Origin of the sequence: Arthrobacter mangrovi (assembly GCF_026011795.1) — a bacterium.
Taxonomy (GTDB): domain Bacteria; phylum Actinomycetota; class Actinomycetes; order Actinomycetales; family Micrococcaceae; genus Crystallibacter; species Crystallibacter mangrovi.
The window spans coordinates 167,213-182,964 of the sequence record NZ_BRVS01000018.1 but is presented as its reverse complement, the minus strand read 5'-3'; the positions used below and the strand labels follow the sequence as shown (position 1 = coordinate 182,964).

Genomic DNA, 15,752 nt, shown 5'->3' with positions numbered 1-15,752 from the left:
AACCATAGGGACACCCCCCCGGAATCGGAACATGCCTGCCGCGAATGGGCCGCGGCAGGCATGTTCTGTCTAGACTTGCTGATTGTGGAACCCCTTCAATTTCGGCATGATTTGCCGTGCGCGCAGTCAGGTCCGGATGAACCCAAGGGATCCAATTCGTGAGCTGGTTCGATGCGCTGGTGCCCGCGCTGGCCGTCCTGGCAGCCTTCTACCTGCCGGGATTCCTGGTCCTGAAGGGGCTGCGTCTTTCGACGTTCCAGTCCCTCGCCCTCGCACCCGCCGCGTCGGCGGCCGTCGCGGCGGTGGGGACCATGGCATGCCTCTTCACCGGCATCCGCTGGACCCCGGCCAGCGCCGCGGCAGCCACCCTCATCTCGGCCGCCGCGGCCTTCCTCGTGGGCAGGCTGCTCCGCCCGCCGGCTCCGGAGCAGGAGAATCCCCTGCCGCGTCCCGTCAAGGTGCTGGCCGGCTGCACCCTGGCTGCCGCTGCCGTCATCATCGCGTCCACCATGATGGCCGGAATTGGATCGCCCGGCTTGGTTTCGCAAGGCTGGGACCCCACCTACCATGTCAACGTCCTTGCATGGATCAAGGAGAACGGGCAGGCCAGTCCCTGGAGCGTGCTGCCGATCTTCGGCGGCGGAACGCCGTCGTTCTACCCGACCGGCTGGCATGCCCTGGTGTCGCTGGCTCCCGGGGACGTCGTCGTCGCGGGCAACGTCGCGATGATCATCATCGCCGCCGTCATCTGGCCGGTGTCGCTGGCCTATCTCGGCAAAGCGCTGTTCCCGAATCTTCCGGCCGTCATGGTGCTCTCCCCGCTGGTCGGCTCGGCGCTGCTCGCCTTCCCCTACGTGCAGATCGGAACGAAGGGCCAGTGGCCGGCCGCGTTCGCGATGGCGCTCGTCCCCGCGGTCCTGGCGCTCGGGATCGAAATGCAGTTCCGTGCCCCGCAGGCCGGGAGGCGGCGCCGGATCGTGGTCGAACTTCTGGCGCTGCTGCTGGTGACGGCCGGGACCATCTGGATCCACCCCTCGGCCCTGTTCGGGCTGCTCGCGCTGGCCGGCGTCTACATGATCCGCTTCGTCGTCCTGGCCATCAGCCACGAATGGCAGCGCGACTGGCGCCGCGGGCTGGGGTGGGCCGCGGCTACGGTACTGCTTCTCGTCGGCATGTCCCTGTTCCTGGCGCGCTCAAACGTGCTCGAGGGCGTCATCAACTACCCGCGCAACCCCTACGCGCCATGGCAGGAGGCCGTCCTCTGGGCCGTCTTCGATCTGCCGAACCAGCCGGACCACCGGTTCTCCGTACCCGGTTCCTATAACTATCCGATCGCCATCCTCATGGTGGCCGGCGCGATCATCGCCCTGTGGAGCAGAAGGGCCCGGCCCGCCGTCGCCGGTATGGCCTTCGCCGGCATCATCTTCGTACTGGCCGCCGGAGACGAAAAGCCGTTCCGCTGGCTCGCGGGCTTCTGGTACAAGGAACCGGCCAGGATCCTGCCGCTCGTGCTGATGCTGGGCGCCGTGTTTGCCGCCCTCGCCCTGGCCGCGGCCGGAAGGCTCCTGGTCAAGCCGATCGCCGCCCTTAACCGCACGCCGGGCCGCCAGCACCTGGCTGCCGGGCTCGTGGGAGTCGCCGCCCTCGGCGTGATTTATCCTGCCACCGGAGACTTCCGCTACCAGCAGCGATACAACGCCAGCGAATCCCCGTACTCGGTGGAGCCTCGCCCGCAGGGCCGGCCCCTGTCCGGCGGCGAAGAGGAATTCATGCGGTCGCTGAAGGACGATCTGCCGGCCGACGCCGTCGTCATCGGCGATCCGTTCAGCGGCCTCCCCCACCTGTACGCACTGACCGGACGGCACGTCGTCTTCCCGCAGATGGTGGCCAACAAGGGAACCAAGGACGAGGAATACCTGCGGCACCATTTCCAGGACATCCTGACCGATCCCGAGGTCTGCGGCGCACTGCAGCGTATCGGGGCGCAGTACGTCTATGCGGACAGCGCCGCTCCCGCGCACCGGAAGGTCAAGGGCCGCCAGTGGCCCGGATTCCGCCAGGCTGACTACACGCAGGGCTTCCAGCTCCTCGATGCCAGCGGAACCGCCGCCCTGTACCGCATCACGGCCTGCCGCTGACCGCCGCGGACTGGTTGAATGGAGACATGGATCTCAGCAATCATCGCTACCGCGTGTCCCTTCAGTGGACCGGCAACCGCGGGACAGGCACGTCGAGCTACCGCGGCTACGGCAGGGACCACATCGTCCGCGCCGCCGGCTTACCGGACCTTGCCGGGACGGCCGACCCCGTCTTCCACGGCGACAAGGACCGCTGGAACCCCGAACAGCTGCTGCTGACCGCGCTAATGCAGTGCCACATGCTGTCCTACCTCCACGTTGCCGTGAACCACGGGGTTCTGGTCACCGAGTACACCGACGACGCCGAGGCGATCCTGCACGTGAACCGCGACGGCAGCGGAGAAATGACGTCCGCCACGCTTCGCCCGACCGTGACCATCAGCGATCCCGACCAGAGCGAGCTGGCGCGGCGGCTGCATGCGGACGCCAGCAAGCTCTGCTTCATCGCCCGCTCGGTGAACTTCCCCGTCCACCATCAGCCCAGCGTCCGAACGGCCCAGGGAGCCCGCTGACCGGGAGGCCTCCCGCCCGGGAATTCGCGGACCGGGCGGGCGGTTGGAAGAATGGAAGCACGCACCCCGACCGCGCTAGGAGCACCATGACCGAACAGCAGCACGGCGTTGAGCCCAACCCCGTTCGCACGGGGACGTCTTCCCCTGCCGGGCCGGGGCTGACCGGGCTCGGCCGGCCGCTCGCCACGCTCGCTCCGGCGCCGGCCGCCGCCAAGGCCTTCACGCAGCCGGACTACACGGACAACTTCTATGACGCCGTCGGCGGCCACGAAACGTTCGTCAAGCTCGTTGACGTCTTCTACGAAGGCATCGCCGAGGACGAAGTCCTGCGGCCGATGTATCCGGAGGATGACCTCGGTCCCGCCGCGGAGCGGATGCGGATGTTCCTCGAACAGTACTGGGGCGGCCCGGGCACCTACAGCCAACTGCGCGGCCACCCGCGGCTGCGCATGCGGCACAACCCGTTCAAGGTGGATTTCGAGGCACGCGACCGCTGGCTGCACCACATGCGCAAAGCCGTGGATTCGCTTGAACTGCCGCCGCTGTACGAGCAGACGCTCTGGGACTACTTCGAACGCGCCGCCCACTCCATGGTCAACAGCGCCTAGCCGGTCCGGGCCGCGCCGTGCAGGAAGGACCCGTCACGCCGGGCCGGCCTCCTGCCCGGGCTGGTCCCGTGCTCCTGCCGGTGCTAGTCCTGCAGCGATACCGCCCGCCGGGCCAGGACATGCCCCCGGGACGTGCTGAGCCGCAGCCAGCGTCCGTTGCCGAACAGCATGGCGGGTTCCTCCGCGCCCAGGAAGCCGAGCGAGAATGCAGCGAACGCTGCGCCGGCCGGAATGCCGCCGGCGATTCCCGCCGGGTTCCCGGTTCCCGCCGGCAGTTCGAGGTCCCGGCCCCAGACCGCGTTCCGGGCCGTGTTGACCACCAGCTGTCCAGGGTTCGCCGGCACCGCGCGGGAAACCTCGGCGATCCCCGCCTCCGCCGCGTCACCGAGGACGTCAGCGGCCACCGATCCGGCCGGCTCCCAGCCCGAACGCGGCGGCAGCACGCCGGTCCACGACTCGCGGACCTCCATCGGCGGCACGGGCAGCACCACGTCGTTGCCGTCCATCCGCGCCAGCCGGTCCGCCACCGCCGCGAGGGACACCGTCGCCTCCGCATGCGCAGGCACCCCGAGCCCCATGGTGCGCAGGCCCAGGATGGTGGGCGTCGCCTCCCCCAGCGCCGAAGGCTTCATGATGCACACGTAGGCTGCCAATACCTGGCCCCAGGCCTGCAGATGGACAGCACCGTCGTTGACGCGCCGGGCCCGGCTGACGAACGTGCGGAAGTCTGCGGCCACTTGCGGGTCCGCCAAGGTGAGGCTTGCGGTCCGGTCCACGCCGTCACGCACCTTCGGACTGCCGCGAACGACGGCGGAAGGGTACTTCCGCGCCGCGGTACTGTTCCAGCGACTGCCGGTACGCCTCGGGGAGCGCCACCGGGCGGCCGGTCTCTCGGCTGGCGAGGACCATGGTCGTGGCCGCGACCGCGTAGACGGTCGATTCGTCCCGCTCGGCCACCGTGTAGCCCAGTTCGAAGCTGGACCGTCCTACGTCGGTCACCCGGACACCGACGTAGACGGGCTCCGGACGGTACAGCAGCGGCGCCAGGTACTCGATCTCCTGCCGCCCCACCAGCGTGTAGTTGCCGGCCCCAGCGAGATCCCTCAACGATGTGCCTTCGGCCGTACCTCTCCCGGCACCCGAGGGGAGTCTGCCGCCTGCCCGGGCGTCATAGTCGTCCCAGGCCGCGCCAGCCTCAGGCAACTCGTGCAGCTGCACCCGCGCGGTCTCCAGCAGGCTCAGGAAGGTCACGTTGTTCACGTGCCCGTAGGAATCGATGTCACTGAAGCGAAGCGGGATCGGGAACCGTGTTTCGTGGGCCATGCTCCCATCTTCTCAGGTGCGCTTTCCGCGGCGCGAACCGCGGCCATCGGTTGAGCGGCGCACGGGGAGTAACTTAGGCTCGAAGCCAGCCCGTTATTACCACGGGGTAACACGGCAAGGAGACTTGATGACTGCTTCTGAACAACGCACCAATCCAGTGGCAGGACTACTGAAGCTGTTGGATCTCTCCGAGGCGGAAGGTGCCCGCACCGACGAGGAGATCTTCGTCGGCATCTCCGAGCCGCAGCCCCACGGGCGCGTCTTTGGCGGACAGGTCCTGGCACAGTCGATTCTTGCCGCGGTCCGCACCGTCAGCGCTGACCGCGAGATCCACTCCATGCACGGTTACTTCCTCCGGCCGGGCGACGCGAATGAGCCAATCACCTTCGGCGTGCAGCGGCTGCGCGACGGGCGCTCCTTCTCCGCGCGGAGGACCCACGCCTACCAGAACGGCGTGCCGATCCTGTCCATGATCGCCTCCTTCCAGGCACCGGCGCCCGGACTGGACCACCAGGAGCCGTTCCCCGAAGGGATCCCCGATCCGGAATCCCTGCCAAGCACCGCCGACCTGCTGGGCGAATTCGACCACCCCATCGCGCAGCAATGGGCCTTCCAACGGCCCTTCGACATCCGCCATGTCCAAAGCCCGCTGTACATCAGCGCGGAAGGGGAACATACGCCCACGAACTCGGTCTGGATGAAGGCCAAGGGGCCGCTGCCGGATAATCCAGACCTGCACAGGGCTGCCCTCGCCTACGCCAGCGACTACACCTTGCTCGAGCCGATCCTGCGGGCGCACGGCATCGCGTGGATCAGCCCCGGAATGAAGTTCGCCAGCCTGGACCATGCCATGTGGTGGCACCGGCCGTTCCGGGCAGACGAATGGCTGCTGTACGTACAGAATTCCCCCAGCGCCTCCGGCGCCCGCGGGCTCGGCGTGGGCCGCGTCTTCAGCCGGGCCGGAGAACTGGTCGCCACGATAGCCCAGGAGGGCATGATGCGCGTTCCGATCGACACCATCGACCCGGTGGACGCCTGACTCCCCCGCAGAAAGCCACACCCCGCTACGGCCGCGGGGAATCGCTGGGAATCAACGAATTGCGTGCCTGCAAAAGGAATTACGTGCCTGCAAAAAAGTGTTCCCCGGAAGCCGGGACCGAATTTCACAGTCCAACTTCCGGGGAACACTTCACCGTGCGGGGCCGGCCGGTCCGTCCTTCTTAAGGACGTGGGCGGTCCGGTCCGTCAGTCGCGGGTCAGCTTCCGGTGGGTCACGCGGTGCGGCTTGGCGGCGTCGGCGCCCAGCCGGTCGACCTTGTTCTGTTCGTAGGACTCGAAGTTGCCCTCGAACCAGTACCAGTTGGCCGGCTCCTCTTCGGTGCCTTCGTAGGCGAGGATGTGGGTGGCAACCCGGTCAAGGAACCAGCGGTCGTGGGAAATCACCACGGCACAGCCGGCGAATTCCAGCAGCGCGTTTTCGAGGCTGGAGAGGGTTTCGACGTCGAGGTCGTTGGTGGGCTCATCGAGCAGCAGCAGGTTGCCGCCCTGCTTCAGAGTCAGTGCCAGGTTCAGGCGGTTGCGCTCACCGCCGGAGAGCACGCCCGCCTTCTTCTGCTGGTCCGGGCCCTTGAACCCAAAGGCCGAGACATAGGCGCGCGAGGGCATCTCGACCTGGCCGACCTGGATGTGGTCGAGGCCGTCGGAAACGACCTCCCACAACGTCTTGTTCGGGTCGATGCCGCCGCGGCTCTGGTCGACGTAGGAGATCTTGACCGAGTCGCCGATCCGCAGCTCGCCGCCGTCGAGTTCCTCCAGGCCGACGATCGACTTGAACAGGGTGGTCTTACCCACACCGTTGGGTCCGATGACGCCGACAATGCCGTTACGCGGCAGGGAGAAGGAGAGCCCGTCGATCAGCTGGCGGTCGTCAAAGCCCTTCTGCAGGTTCTTGCCCTCGACAACCAGCGAGCCAAGGCGCGGTCCCGGCGGAATCTGGATCTCTTCGAAGTCAAGCTTCCGGGTCCGGTCCGCCTCGGCGGCCATTTCCTCATACCGGGCCAGGCGGGCCTTCGACTTGGTCTGGCGGCCCTTGGCGTTGGAACGCACCCACTCCAGTTCCTCCGAGAGGCGCTTGGCCATCTTGGCGTCCTTCTTGCCCTGGACCTCGAGGCGGGCGCGCTTCTTCTCCAGGTACGTGGAGTAGTTACCTTCATACGGGTAAAGGTGGCCGCGGTCCACTTCCGCAATCCATTCCGCAACGTGGTCCAGGAAGTACCGGTCGTGAGTGACCGCGAGGACCGCGCCGGCGTAGGACTTCAGGTGCTGCTCCAGCCAGAGAACGCTCTCGGCGTCGAGGTGGTTCGTGGGCTCATCGAGCAGCAGCAGGTCCGGCTTCTGGAGCAGGAGCTTGCACAGCGCCACTCGGCGCCGTTCACCGCCGGAGAGCACGGTCACGTCTGCGTCCGGCGGCGGGCAGCGCAAGGCGTCCATGGCCTGTTCCAGCTGGGAATCGAGGTCCCACGCATCGGCAGCGTCGATGGCTTCCTGCAGCTTGCCCATCTCCTCCAGGAGGGCGTCGTAATCCGCGTCCGGTGAGGCCATCTCCTCGGAAATCTGGTTGAACCGCTGGATCTTGGCGTAGATTTCGCCGACGCCCTCCTGGACGTTGCCGAGTACGGTCTTCTCTTCGTTCAGCGGCGGTTCCTGGAGCAGGATCCCGACGCTGTAGCCCGGGCTCAGCCGCGCTTCACCGTTGGACGGCGTATCGAGGCCGGCCATGATTTTCAGGATCGTGGACTTACCCGCACCGTTCGGGCCCACGACGCCGATCTTGGCGCCCGGGAAAAAGGACATACTCACGTCATCGAGGATGACCTTGTCACCAACGGCCTTGCGGGCCTTGGTCATTGTGTAAATGAATTCCGCCATGCCCTCAAGGCTAGTGGGTGCGGCGCCGGAACACATATTCGCGGCCGCCGGCATAATGGCGCGCAGTGCTGCTAGGCGGCGCCTCCGACGAAGCACTTTCCGCTGTCGAGGACCGGTAGAACCGAGATTGCCACCTTGCCGTCCCGCACCTGGCCCACGATGCAGCTGTCGTCGACCGGCGCGGCGGCTTCAATGGCGTCGACTGCCAGGCCGGTAGGCGTGATGTCGGCCGACACTTCCACGGCGGCCTTCTTGAAGCCGGCCTTGGCGAAGGCGGCGGCCATCTGCTCGCTCGTGGGTTTCGGTTCCGCCCCCGCCAGGTCCTCGAGCTCTACGCGGACATTGCGTTCGGACACCTTCACAGCGGACTCCGGTTCTGCCGTCTCCGGGCCCTTGTCCGTGCCCGTGTCCGTGCCCGCCTCCCGCCCCGCTTCCGACGTAGGGGCAGGGGCGGGCGCCGGAGCGCCTGATGCCGCCGGTCGGGGCGGCTCCGCTCCCGTCGAACAGGCAGCAAGGGCGAGGCAGATTGCCAGCACACCCGCTAGCCGGCCAAGACGAACGGACGCTGGGAGAGATTGCTGATGGGTCACGCCGTCATTGTTTCATGCCGATGGATGCGTTAACCGGCGGCCCGCATGGGCCCCTCAGCCTCCTCCGCGATGTACTCATCGTCTTGCGGCTCCCCCTCCAGCGGTTCCCCTTCACCCGGGTCCCAGGATCCGGGAGCGGAGGTCCGCGCCTCGGGGTGCGGCTGCCCGTCGGCTGCAAAGACCGGCCGGGCAACAGCATCGGCGTCGGCTTGGGCGCCGGATCCGCGGGAAACGTTGCGCGCGTATTTAGCCGTACCCCACTTGAGGTCGTGGCCGATCGACTCCGCATCGATTTCGGGTGAGGTGACCTGGTGTCCGTCCTCGCGGACCCACTGGCGCAGCCTCAGTTTGCCGGTGACGATCACCCGATCGCCCTTCTTCAGGCTGTGGACAATGTTCTGCGCGAGGTAGCGGTAGGCCTCGACGCGGTACCAGTTGGTCGATTTGTCCACCCACTGATCCTTCTCCAGACGTCGCTCCGAGGAGGCCAGCCTGAAGTTGGCGGTCTGCGTCCCGCCATTGGTCAATCCTGCTTCCACTTCGGTTCCGACAACACCGCGGACCGTAATGTACTCGGTCATATCCAGCCCTCTTCCCTTCCCGCCGGCCTTGTTGCCGGCAAGATCAGTCTGTTCGCGGCGCCGCCGGCGGGCCATGCTTCGGACGCCGTCTGTGGACTACTCGCACAGGGCACGCCCTGTGGAGGAAGAGAAGCGCCGCTTTCGGGATCGCGGCCGGATCGGGATAAACTTGCTGACTGGCGGAGCTTCGCCAAGCCTCGGTAGCTCAGCGGATAGAGCAGGAGCCTTCTAATCTCTTGGTCGCAGGTTCGATTCCTGTCCGGGGCGCTCGTAGTCATCGTCGACGGTTCCATCTGGATCGGCGCGACAATCCTCGCGTGAGCGTCTTCTTCGAGTGCGTCACCCGGACGACTGTCGGCAGGGCTGCAGTCTTCGATCTGTCGCACGGCATCGACGGGCACGCCGCGTCACTTACCCAGTTCAGGGAACCCGCGGTAGCCGGAGTGACAACCGGACTTATATCGCTGAACGAGCAGGTCACCTGGCGGGCGTGGCACCTCGGACTGCCGATCAGGATGACGAGCCGGATTACGGCCATGTCGGTGCCGGACCTGGTTATTGTTGAGCAGGTCGGGTAGCAAAGCCATCCGTGACAGGGCCGCTGTTCTAGCGGCCGGCTCCCTGCCTGGAGCCGGCCGCTAGAACAGCTCGTCGACGACGCGTTCCGTCGCGTGGCCATCGTCATGCGGGGCGAATTTGGCCACGAAGGCCTCCAAACGCCGGTCACGGTCCGCATCCGGTTGGAAAGCCTTCTCCAGTTCGGCGTAGAGACCGGCCTCGGAGTCGACGACCGGCCCTGGCAGCTCGGTGCTGTAGTCCAGATAGAATCCGCGCAGTGTGTCCCGGTAGAGCTCCAGATCGTAGGCGTAGAAGACGACGGGTCGGCGGAGGATGGCAAAGTCGAAGAAGACGGACGAATAGTCGGTAATCAGGACGTCGCTGGCCAGGTAGAGCTCCTGGATCTCCGGGTAGCCGGAAACGTCCTGGACCGATTCGCGTGTGCTGTCCGGAATCTCGATGTTCCCGCTGACCAGGACGTGCATGCGCAGCAGCAGCACAGCATCCGAGCCGAACCGTTCGTGGAAGGCTTCCACATCGAACGGCATCTCGAAATGGAACCGTCCCTTGCCATTGCTTTGCGAGTCGCGGAAGGTCGGAGCATAGAGGACAACGCGCTTTCCTTCCGGGATGCCCAGCTTCCGCTTGATTTCGGCTCCCCGTTCCCTGGCGGACTCGTGGGCGAGGATATCGTTGCGCGGATAGCCTGTTTCCAGCACGCGCCCACCGAACTTGAAGGCGCTGCGGAAAGCCGACGTGGCGTATGGGCTGGGCGACAGCAGGACGCTCCACTGCCGGACGGCCTGGCTGACACGGTCCAGGTAGCCCTCGTCCCGGCCGTGGACTTCGTCCAGGTCGTGCAGCATCCGCTTCAAGGGCGTGCCGTGCCAGGTCTGGATCATGACGCCATCCTTGCGGCGGCGGATATAGTACGGAAAATTCTGGTTGTTGACCCAATACTTGGCGCGGGCCAGGTACCAGTAGTACTGAGGCGACAGCCGTTTGACCACCTTGGTCCGATCGTCCTTCAGCGGCAGCTTGCCGCGGTAGACCCACACCTTGGTCCGCGGGTCATTCCTGCGGACCAGTTCCTCGTAGATGTAACGCGGGCTGTCCGCATACTGCTTGCCGATTCCGCTTTCGAAGATGATCAAGTCCTCGTCTATCGGCAGGCGGAGCGCGGCTGAGTAGAACCGTCGCATCGAAGGGAAATAGAAGCGGCTGCGGCGGAACCGGCCGAAGGCCCGTTCGCCGAGTTCGGGGTCAACCAGCTTACGGATCCGCGATTGGGCCGGCCTGGCTTTGAGTACAGCCTCGAAAATCCGCGCCGAGTTGTCGCGGTCCTTGAACTTGAGGAACCTGCGGGAGCGACGAAGATACTCCTCCGTCATGACGCAGCCCGACACCAGCGTCTGTTCGAGGTCGCCAAGCAAGGTGTCCGCATCGAAGGCGATCTTGCCGGGAAGCTCCTCATCCAGGTCCAGGTGCGACCCTTTCGGTCCGAGGAACCGCTCCCGGTCGAACTGGAAGTAGTGGACGGGCTTCTCAAGGAAGCTGAAATCGAATCCGACGCTGGAGTAGTCGGTCACCATGACCGCGCTCTCCTTGAGCAGGTGCTGCACGTCGACCTCGCCTTGCGAGATCACACGTGCGGGAGCATCGGCAAAGTAGCCACGGTACTGCTGCATGTTCGGGTGCAGGCAGAAAACGATCTCGGCATCATGCTCGACCGCCATCCTGCGCAGCCGCTCGTCATGCAGTAGTTCGTTCCACTGCTGGAAGTACTCGGACTCGGTGAACAGTTCCGGGCGCGTCAGCCAGTCCCGCCAAGTGGGGATGATGAGGATCTGGTTCTTCTTCACCGCAACATCGCCGGCAAACAAGGCGTCAAACCGCGACAGGCCCGCAACGACGACGTCTTTGGCCGGGTACTCGAAGTCATCCACGATGTACTCCTTTTCCCGCTCGGAGCTGACGATGAACAAGTCCGTATCGAATCCCGCCGACTTCTTGCCGTAGTTCGGCACCATCCATTTGGTGCCCATGACTCCGTGCTGCAGGAACACCTTGACGCCGCCGACCGTCCGCCGGAACTGAGGCATACGCGTCGGATACAGGAAATCCGGGTGGTGGGAACCGATGAACCGTTCGGCACGAAGGGCGAGGTCAAAATGCTGCTTGGAGCGGAAGGCCACCACGTTCCCCAGGCCGTCCAGATTGCGTCTCTCCGGCGACTCCGGGTCGATCACGTAGTAGGCGTCGATCTCCGGATGCTGCATGCGCATGTAGCGGAAGAAGTGCAGCCCCGTGTCCTGGGCCTTGTAGGGCCGCTCCCCGATCAGCCAGACCGGCTTGCTCCCCGGGCGCCGCTGCGGCTGGAGGGGAATCCGCGTCCGGCGGCGCAGATGCTCGAAGGCCCCGGTATCCAGCAACTCCACGTGGAAGGAGGTCTTCTTGGCCTTGAAGGTGTAGTAGGGCGTCAGCAGCAGGGTCTTCTGGCCGCGGCGCTGCCACCCGGCGCGGGACATCTTGCGGGCCAGGTACTTTGTCTTGCCGATTCGGGTACGGACGGGCTCGGCGCCCGGCTCTTCCTGAACCTCAAGCCAGGCGTCCAGGATGGTTTCCCCCGCCAATTGTTCGTCCGGGTACGGGCTGAGGTCGAGCTTCGCTTCGAACCTGTACTCGCGCAGCCCGAACCCTCTGACGGTGGCCTTCTTGTCCAGCCAGAGGTCCGTGGTCGTCGAATACCGCGAACCGCTGTCCCGCCCGACCAGCACAAGGTCAGCACGAGAAGCCGTGCCGTGCCGAGTCACGAGCCGTCCGATGAAGCTCACAACTCCGCCGTCGACAGACAATTTGCGGATATACACCGCGTTGTAGGGTTTCAACACTCGGTTCAGGGCCAACGCGAGATAGCCGTTGCGGTTGATGTAGAGCTGGGCCCGATTGGTACCGGTGGTTACCGCCGCGAGCCGGTCGGCATGCGTCAACATAAAGCGGCCGAGCCCGATCATGGCATGCCATGTGGCGGGGAACTCCGGCCCCGCCTCCTCACGCAGCTTCCGGAATTCCGTCGAGGTCAGTGGCTGCTCCTCCTCGTTGGAACGGATATCGCGGCTGTAGCGAGGAATATCAGCGGCCGCCGCGGCAATCTCGATGTAGAGCGCGACGGCGGTGCCTCCGTTTTCGTCGGCAGTACCGGAATCCGCGGGAGCGGGCGCGTCCGCCCAATCCGGCCCCAGTTTGTCCGGCAACTCCTGCGCCAGATGCTCCAGGTTCAGGTCAACTTGGTACGTCACGCCGTCGGTGGACGCTGGGCTTCCCGGCGCCCGGCTGGCGCGGTCGACGTCGGCTACGCGGATCCAGCCCGCCTCGCGGTGGAGGGCCCAGACGGCCGCCGGCGCCAAGCCCGGGCTCACGGTGAAATCCACTGTCGCCGTGGTCCCGGACTGGACAACCCTGAGCTCATGGAGTTCGCGCCGTGCGGAATTGGACCTCGGGTCGAGCGCCTGCTCGGCCCTGGACTTGACCTTCGATATCAGTGAGGGCGTGTTCATTCTTCTCCTAGTTCAAACGAACCGGGCACCGGGAAATACGCTTCCAGGAAGTCGTGCAGCATCGCGTCCTGCCGCTCGGCAGGGACGTCGGCGGGACCGGTCTCGTTTAGGCAAAATACGTCGGCGTCCCTGTTGCGAAGCAGGCGCAGCAGCTTCACCGGCGCCGAGGGCTCCGTGATGTCGCAGAATCGGTAGTCAATGGTCCCGGGAACTGCAGCGCCGATTCCGTAACCGTAGTAGTGGGCCAGCGATGACGGAATGGAAATGTCCTCCGGGCTCCGGAACGGGGAACGGGTGGTCCGGGCGTGGTCGGAGGGAAAGTCCTGCTCGATCCGCTGCAGCGTGCTCACACGCTGCGCGTGGGCGGCGTGCTTGAACTTATAGGACACTGTCCGGCCGAATCGTTCCTCCAGCAGTGCCCGGTTCCGTTTGGCCGCGCTGTCCACCGGAAGGTCTGCCGCCGAGGTTCCGCCGGCAGGGATCCTCTGTTCGGAGAGGAAGAACTTCGCCAGGCCATTCCCGTGGAAGAACCGTTCCGGGCCGACGCGCCGCCCGAAGAATACGTCGTCGTTCAGGTAGAGGAAATGCTCGCTCAAGCCGGGAACCCGATGCAGCCTGGCCTCGATCGCGTGCGAGTTGAAAGTCGGCAGCGCCTCCGCCGGGAAGATTTCGCGGTGGTCGACGACGGTGATCCGCGGATTGCCGGTGTCCAGCCAATGCGGCACCTGGCCTGCCGTCACCAGGAAGATCCGGTTGACCCAGGGCGCGTAGTAGTCGATCGAGCGCAGGGAGTACCGCAGTTCGTCATGGGAGCGGTAGCGCTCAGGGTTGGCCGCGTGCGGGTTCACGGTTCCCGGATGGATCCGCGCCCAGGCGGCCTCACGCTCCCGCGCCCACCGGGGGTCCTCCCCGTCAACCCAGGTGTAGACGATGTCGACCGGGTCGATGACCTCGTCCATCCCTGCCGGGGGAAGGGCTTCCCCGGTGGGGCCGATTCGGCAGGCCAATTCGCTGCCGGACAGGACCAGGCCGTCCACGCAGCGGTACTCGAAGACGTCCAGCGGCCACGAATCGGGGCGCGCACTGCGGAGGAGCCCGGCCGGTGTCCCGTCCCTCCCCCCGAGGTAGAGGGCCCGGGTTTCTGCCAGCTGCCGCAGTTCGCGCGCAATCAAAGGGAGCCCCTCGGCAGCGGCCACCAGCCGGAGTCCGCGGCCCGGTGCCTTCGGCTCCAAGCGATAAGCGACTCCGGCGGACTCAGCCGCGGCCACGGCGAGCGCCGCATTTTCCTGTGCCGCGGCGACGGCCGAAAACCGCCGGACCTGCCTGGCCAGGACGGTTCCACCGGCTGTCCTCACAGGAACGTAGCCCGGCTCCAGATTGGCCCGGACGCCGTGCGTGCGCGCCTTGTCGATGCGTCCGGCCACAGCGCGCTGTGCCGCCGTGCGCCCCTCAATCACGTCGAAAGCCGCCTGCAGGACTGGCTGAGGCAGAAGGCGCGCGACCTTGCCCTTCATTCCTGCGATCATAAAATCCTTTCAGCACCGCTGGCGCCCCTCCTGCCCGGAAGAGCCGTTACAGTCTAGCAATGCCGCCTGACCGGGACAGTAGAGGCCCGGCGACGGCGGGCCGGCATGGTTCGTTAGGCTGTAAGGCACCGCTAGCCCTCCCGACAGGAGTTCCCCGTGCCGCGCATCGAGCAGTTCCGACGTGCTCTGAAAGTCCTTTCCGACCATGCCTCAAACCTCCTGCTCGAACGCAGGGTGCGGCAGCGGCTGGCGTCGGCTGCCCCCGCTGCCGGCCAAAAGTACGACGCCGTCATCTACTTCGCGGACGACGTCGCCAGCACCTACCAGGTGCGGCAGTGGTTCGGCCCGATGTCCAGGCTCGCGCGGACACATCCCGTCGCCGTCCTATGCCACCGGCCCTCCACAGCCGGCGCACTTTTGGAGGATGCGCCACTGCCCGTCTACCTGGTCACGGGCATTGCGCAGGTGGAGGAATTCGTCCAGGCCCACGGCGTCAGGGTGGTCTTCTACGTCAACAACAACCAGGCGAACTTCACTGTCCTGCGGCTCACCTCGCCAATCCACATCCACCTGAGCCACGGCGAGAGCGACAAGATCTCCATGGCCTCCAACCAGTTGAAGGCCTACGACCACTGTTTCATCGCCGGCGAGGCATCGCGGCGCAGGATAGAGGCCGCGGTCAGGCATCTGCGGCCCGGGAGCCTGGTCGAGGTCGGCCGGCCGCAGCTGGATGACTCCTTGGACGGCGCCGACGGACGCGCGCCGGAGGGAAGGACCGGCACGACGCGGCGCGCGACCGTCCTGTATGCTCCCACATGGGAAGGGGACCGCCCGGCCATGGCCTATGGCTCCCTCGTTTCCCACGGCCCCGCGCTGGTCGAGGCCATCCTGGCCAGCGGCGAGTACCGCCTCATCTTCCGTCCCCATCCCCGAAGCGGAACGCGGCTCCCGGCACACGGCCAGGTCCGCGAGAGGATCAGCGCGATGATCAAGGCCGCCGTCATAGCGGAGCCCGAGGCGGGGCACTACGTCGATGACCGCCCGGACTTCGAGAAAGCCATGTCGGAAGCCGACATCTGCGTCTGCGATATCTCCGCGATGGCGATGGATTGGCTGCCCCGGGGCAAGCCGCTCTTGGTTACGCGGCCGGCCGACCCCGGGGCCGCCGTCGACCGGAACGGAATCGCCGGCGTCGTTCCCCTGCTGGGCAGCGGTGATAGCGGCAACATCGTGCAGGTCCTGCACGATCTCGAGGCCGCTCCGGTCAGCCAGGACCAGGCGGACCTGGTCCGCCGGATCTTCGGCGACACCTCCCCCTACGCCAGCACGCGGCGCTTTATCAGCGCCTTCGAAAGGGCCCTGGCAGAGGCCGGCCTGTAGAATGGCGGGCTAACGGAGTCGGGGGTCCGGAGCAAAGTGCCGACAGGAGGC

Annotated in this window: 13 protein-coding genes and 1 tRNA gene; 7 read left to right on the top strand and 7 right to left on the bottom strand. The window is 66.2% G+C overall.

The window, feature by feature from the left end; genetic code table 11:
- Nucleotides 1-158: 158 nt before the first annotated feature.
- The 3 genes from AHIS1636_RS15140 to AHIS1636_RS15130 all read left to right on the top strand — a co-directional run bounded on the left by AHIS1636_RS15140 (nt 159) and on the right by AHIS1636_RS15130 (nt 3,258).
- Nucleotides 159-2,138: a DUF6541 family protein gene (locus AHIS1636_RS15140; RefSeq protein ID WP_264796663.1), complete on the top strand. Its 1,980-nt coding sequence runs from the start codon at nt 159-161 to the stop codon at nt 2,136-2,138.
- A gap of 26 nt (nt 2,139-2,164) precedes the next feature.
- Nucleotides 2,165-2,650 (top strand): OsmC family protein, encoded by a 486-nt coding sequence (locus tag AHIS1636_RS15135; protein ID WP_264796662.1) that lies wholly within the window; start codon nt 2,165-2,167, stop codon nt 2,648-2,650.
- A gap of 158 nt (nt 2,651-2,808) precedes the next feature.
- The gene (locus AHIS1636_RS15130; RefSeq protein ID WP_264796672.1) at nt 2,809-3,258 is read left to right on the top strand and encodes a globin; all 450 of its coding nucleotides are present in this window, start codon (nt 2,809-2,811) and stop codon (nt 3,256-3,258) included.
- An 83-nt stretch (nt 3,259-3,341) separates the two neighbouring features.
- On the opposite strand, the gene AHIS1636_RS15125 is transcribed toward AHIS1636_RS15130, so the two are convergent.
- On the bottom strand, nt 3,342-4,034 hold the full coding sequence (locus AHIS1636_RS15125) for a DUF8185 domain-containing protein (RefSeq protein ID WP_264796661.1): 693 nt from the start codon (nt 4,032-4,034) through the stop codon (nt 3,342-3,344).
- Nucleotides 4,035-4,038: 4 nt separating this feature from the next.
- On the bottom strand, nt 4,039-4,581 hold the full coding sequence (locus AHIS1636_RS15120; RefSeq protein ID WP_264796660.1) for an acyl-CoA thioesterase: 543 nt from the start codon (nt 4,579-4,581) through the stop codon (nt 4,039-4,041).
- A gap of 127 nt (nt 4,582-4,708) precedes the next feature.
- Here AHIS1636_RS15120 and AHIS1636_RS15115 point away from each other — a divergent pair, with 127 nt between their 5' ends.
- Complete coding sequence (locus AHIS1636_RS15115) at nt 4,709-5,620, top strand: acyl-CoA thioesterase (RefSeq protein WP_264796659.1); 912 nt, start codon at nt 4,709-4,711, stop codon at nt 5,618-5,620.
- 206 nt (nt 5,621-5,826) lie between these two features.
- On the opposite strand, the gene ettA is transcribed toward AHIS1636_RS15115, so the two are convergent.
- The 3 genes from ettA to AHIS1636_RS15100 form a co-directional block, all read right to left on the bottom strand.
- Nucleotides 5,827-7,509: an energy-dependent translational throttle protein EttA gene (gene ettA, locus AHIS1636_RS15110; RefSeq protein ID WP_264796658.1), complete on the bottom strand. Its 1,683-nt coding sequence runs from the start codon at nt 7,507-7,509 to the stop codon at nt 5,827-5,829.
- A 71-nt stretch (nt 7,510-7,580) separates the two neighbouring features.
- Complete coding sequence (locus AHIS1636_RS15105; RefSeq protein ID WP_264796657.1) at nt 7,581-7,871, bottom strand: DUF6993 domain-containing protein; 291 nt, start codon at nt 7,869-7,871, stop codon at nt 7,581-7,583.
- Between the two features lie 257 nt (nt 7,872-8,128).
- Nucleotides 8,129-8,680, bottom strand: a complete 552-nt coding sequence (locus AHIS1636_RS15100) for a single-stranded DNA-binding protein (RefSeq protein WP_264796656.1) — start codon at nt 8,678-8,680, stop codon at nt 8,129-8,131.
- A 194-nt stretch (nt 8,681-8,874) separates the two neighbouring features.
- Here AHIS1636_RS15100 and AHIS1636_RS15095 point away from each other — a divergent pair.
- Together AHIS1636_RS15095 and AHIS1636_RS15090 are read left to right on the top strand one after the other, a co-directional pair.
- Nucleotides 8,875-8,947, top strand: a tRNA-Arg gene (locus AHIS1636_RS15095).
- Between the two features lie 50 nt (nt 8,948-8,997).
- On the top strand, nt 8,998-9,258 hold the full coding sequence (locus AHIS1636_RS15090; protein WP_264796655.1) for an SRPBCC family protein: 261 nt from the start codon (nt 8,998-9,000) through the stop codon (nt 9,256-9,258).
- Nucleotides 9,259-9,318: 60 nt separating this feature from the next.
- Here the strand turns inward: AHIS1636_RS15090 and AHIS1636_RS15085 are convergent, their stop codons facing one another.
- Together AHIS1636_RS15085 and AHIS1636_RS15080 are read right to left on the bottom strand one after the other, a co-directional pair.
- Nucleotides 9,319-12,795, bottom strand: a complete 3,477-nt coding sequence (locus tag AHIS1636_RS15085; protein ID WP_264796653.1) for a CDP-glycerol glycerophosphotransferase family protein — start codon at nt 12,793-12,795, stop codon at nt 9,319-9,321.
- The gene (locus AHIS1636_RS15080; RefSeq protein ID WP_264796651.1) at nt 12,792-14,321 is read right to left on the bottom strand and encodes a stealth family protein; all 1,530 of its coding nucleotides are present in this window, start codon (nt 14,319-14,321) and stop codon (nt 12,792-12,794) included. Before AHIS1636_RS15080 ends, AHIS1636_RS15085 begins: the two co-directional genes overlap by 4 nt.
- 156 nt (nt 14,322-14,477) lie before the next feature.
- On the opposite strand from AHIS1636_RS15080, the gene AHIS1636_RS15075 reads away from it, so the two are divergent.
- Nucleotides 14,478-15,701, top strand: a complete 1,224-nt coding sequence (locus AHIS1636_RS15075; RefSeq protein WP_264796650.1) for a CDP-glycerol glycerophosphotransferase family protein — start codon at nt 14,478-14,480, stop codon at nt 15,699-15,701.
- The last annotated feature ends 51 nt before the right edge of the window (nt 15,702-15,752 follow it).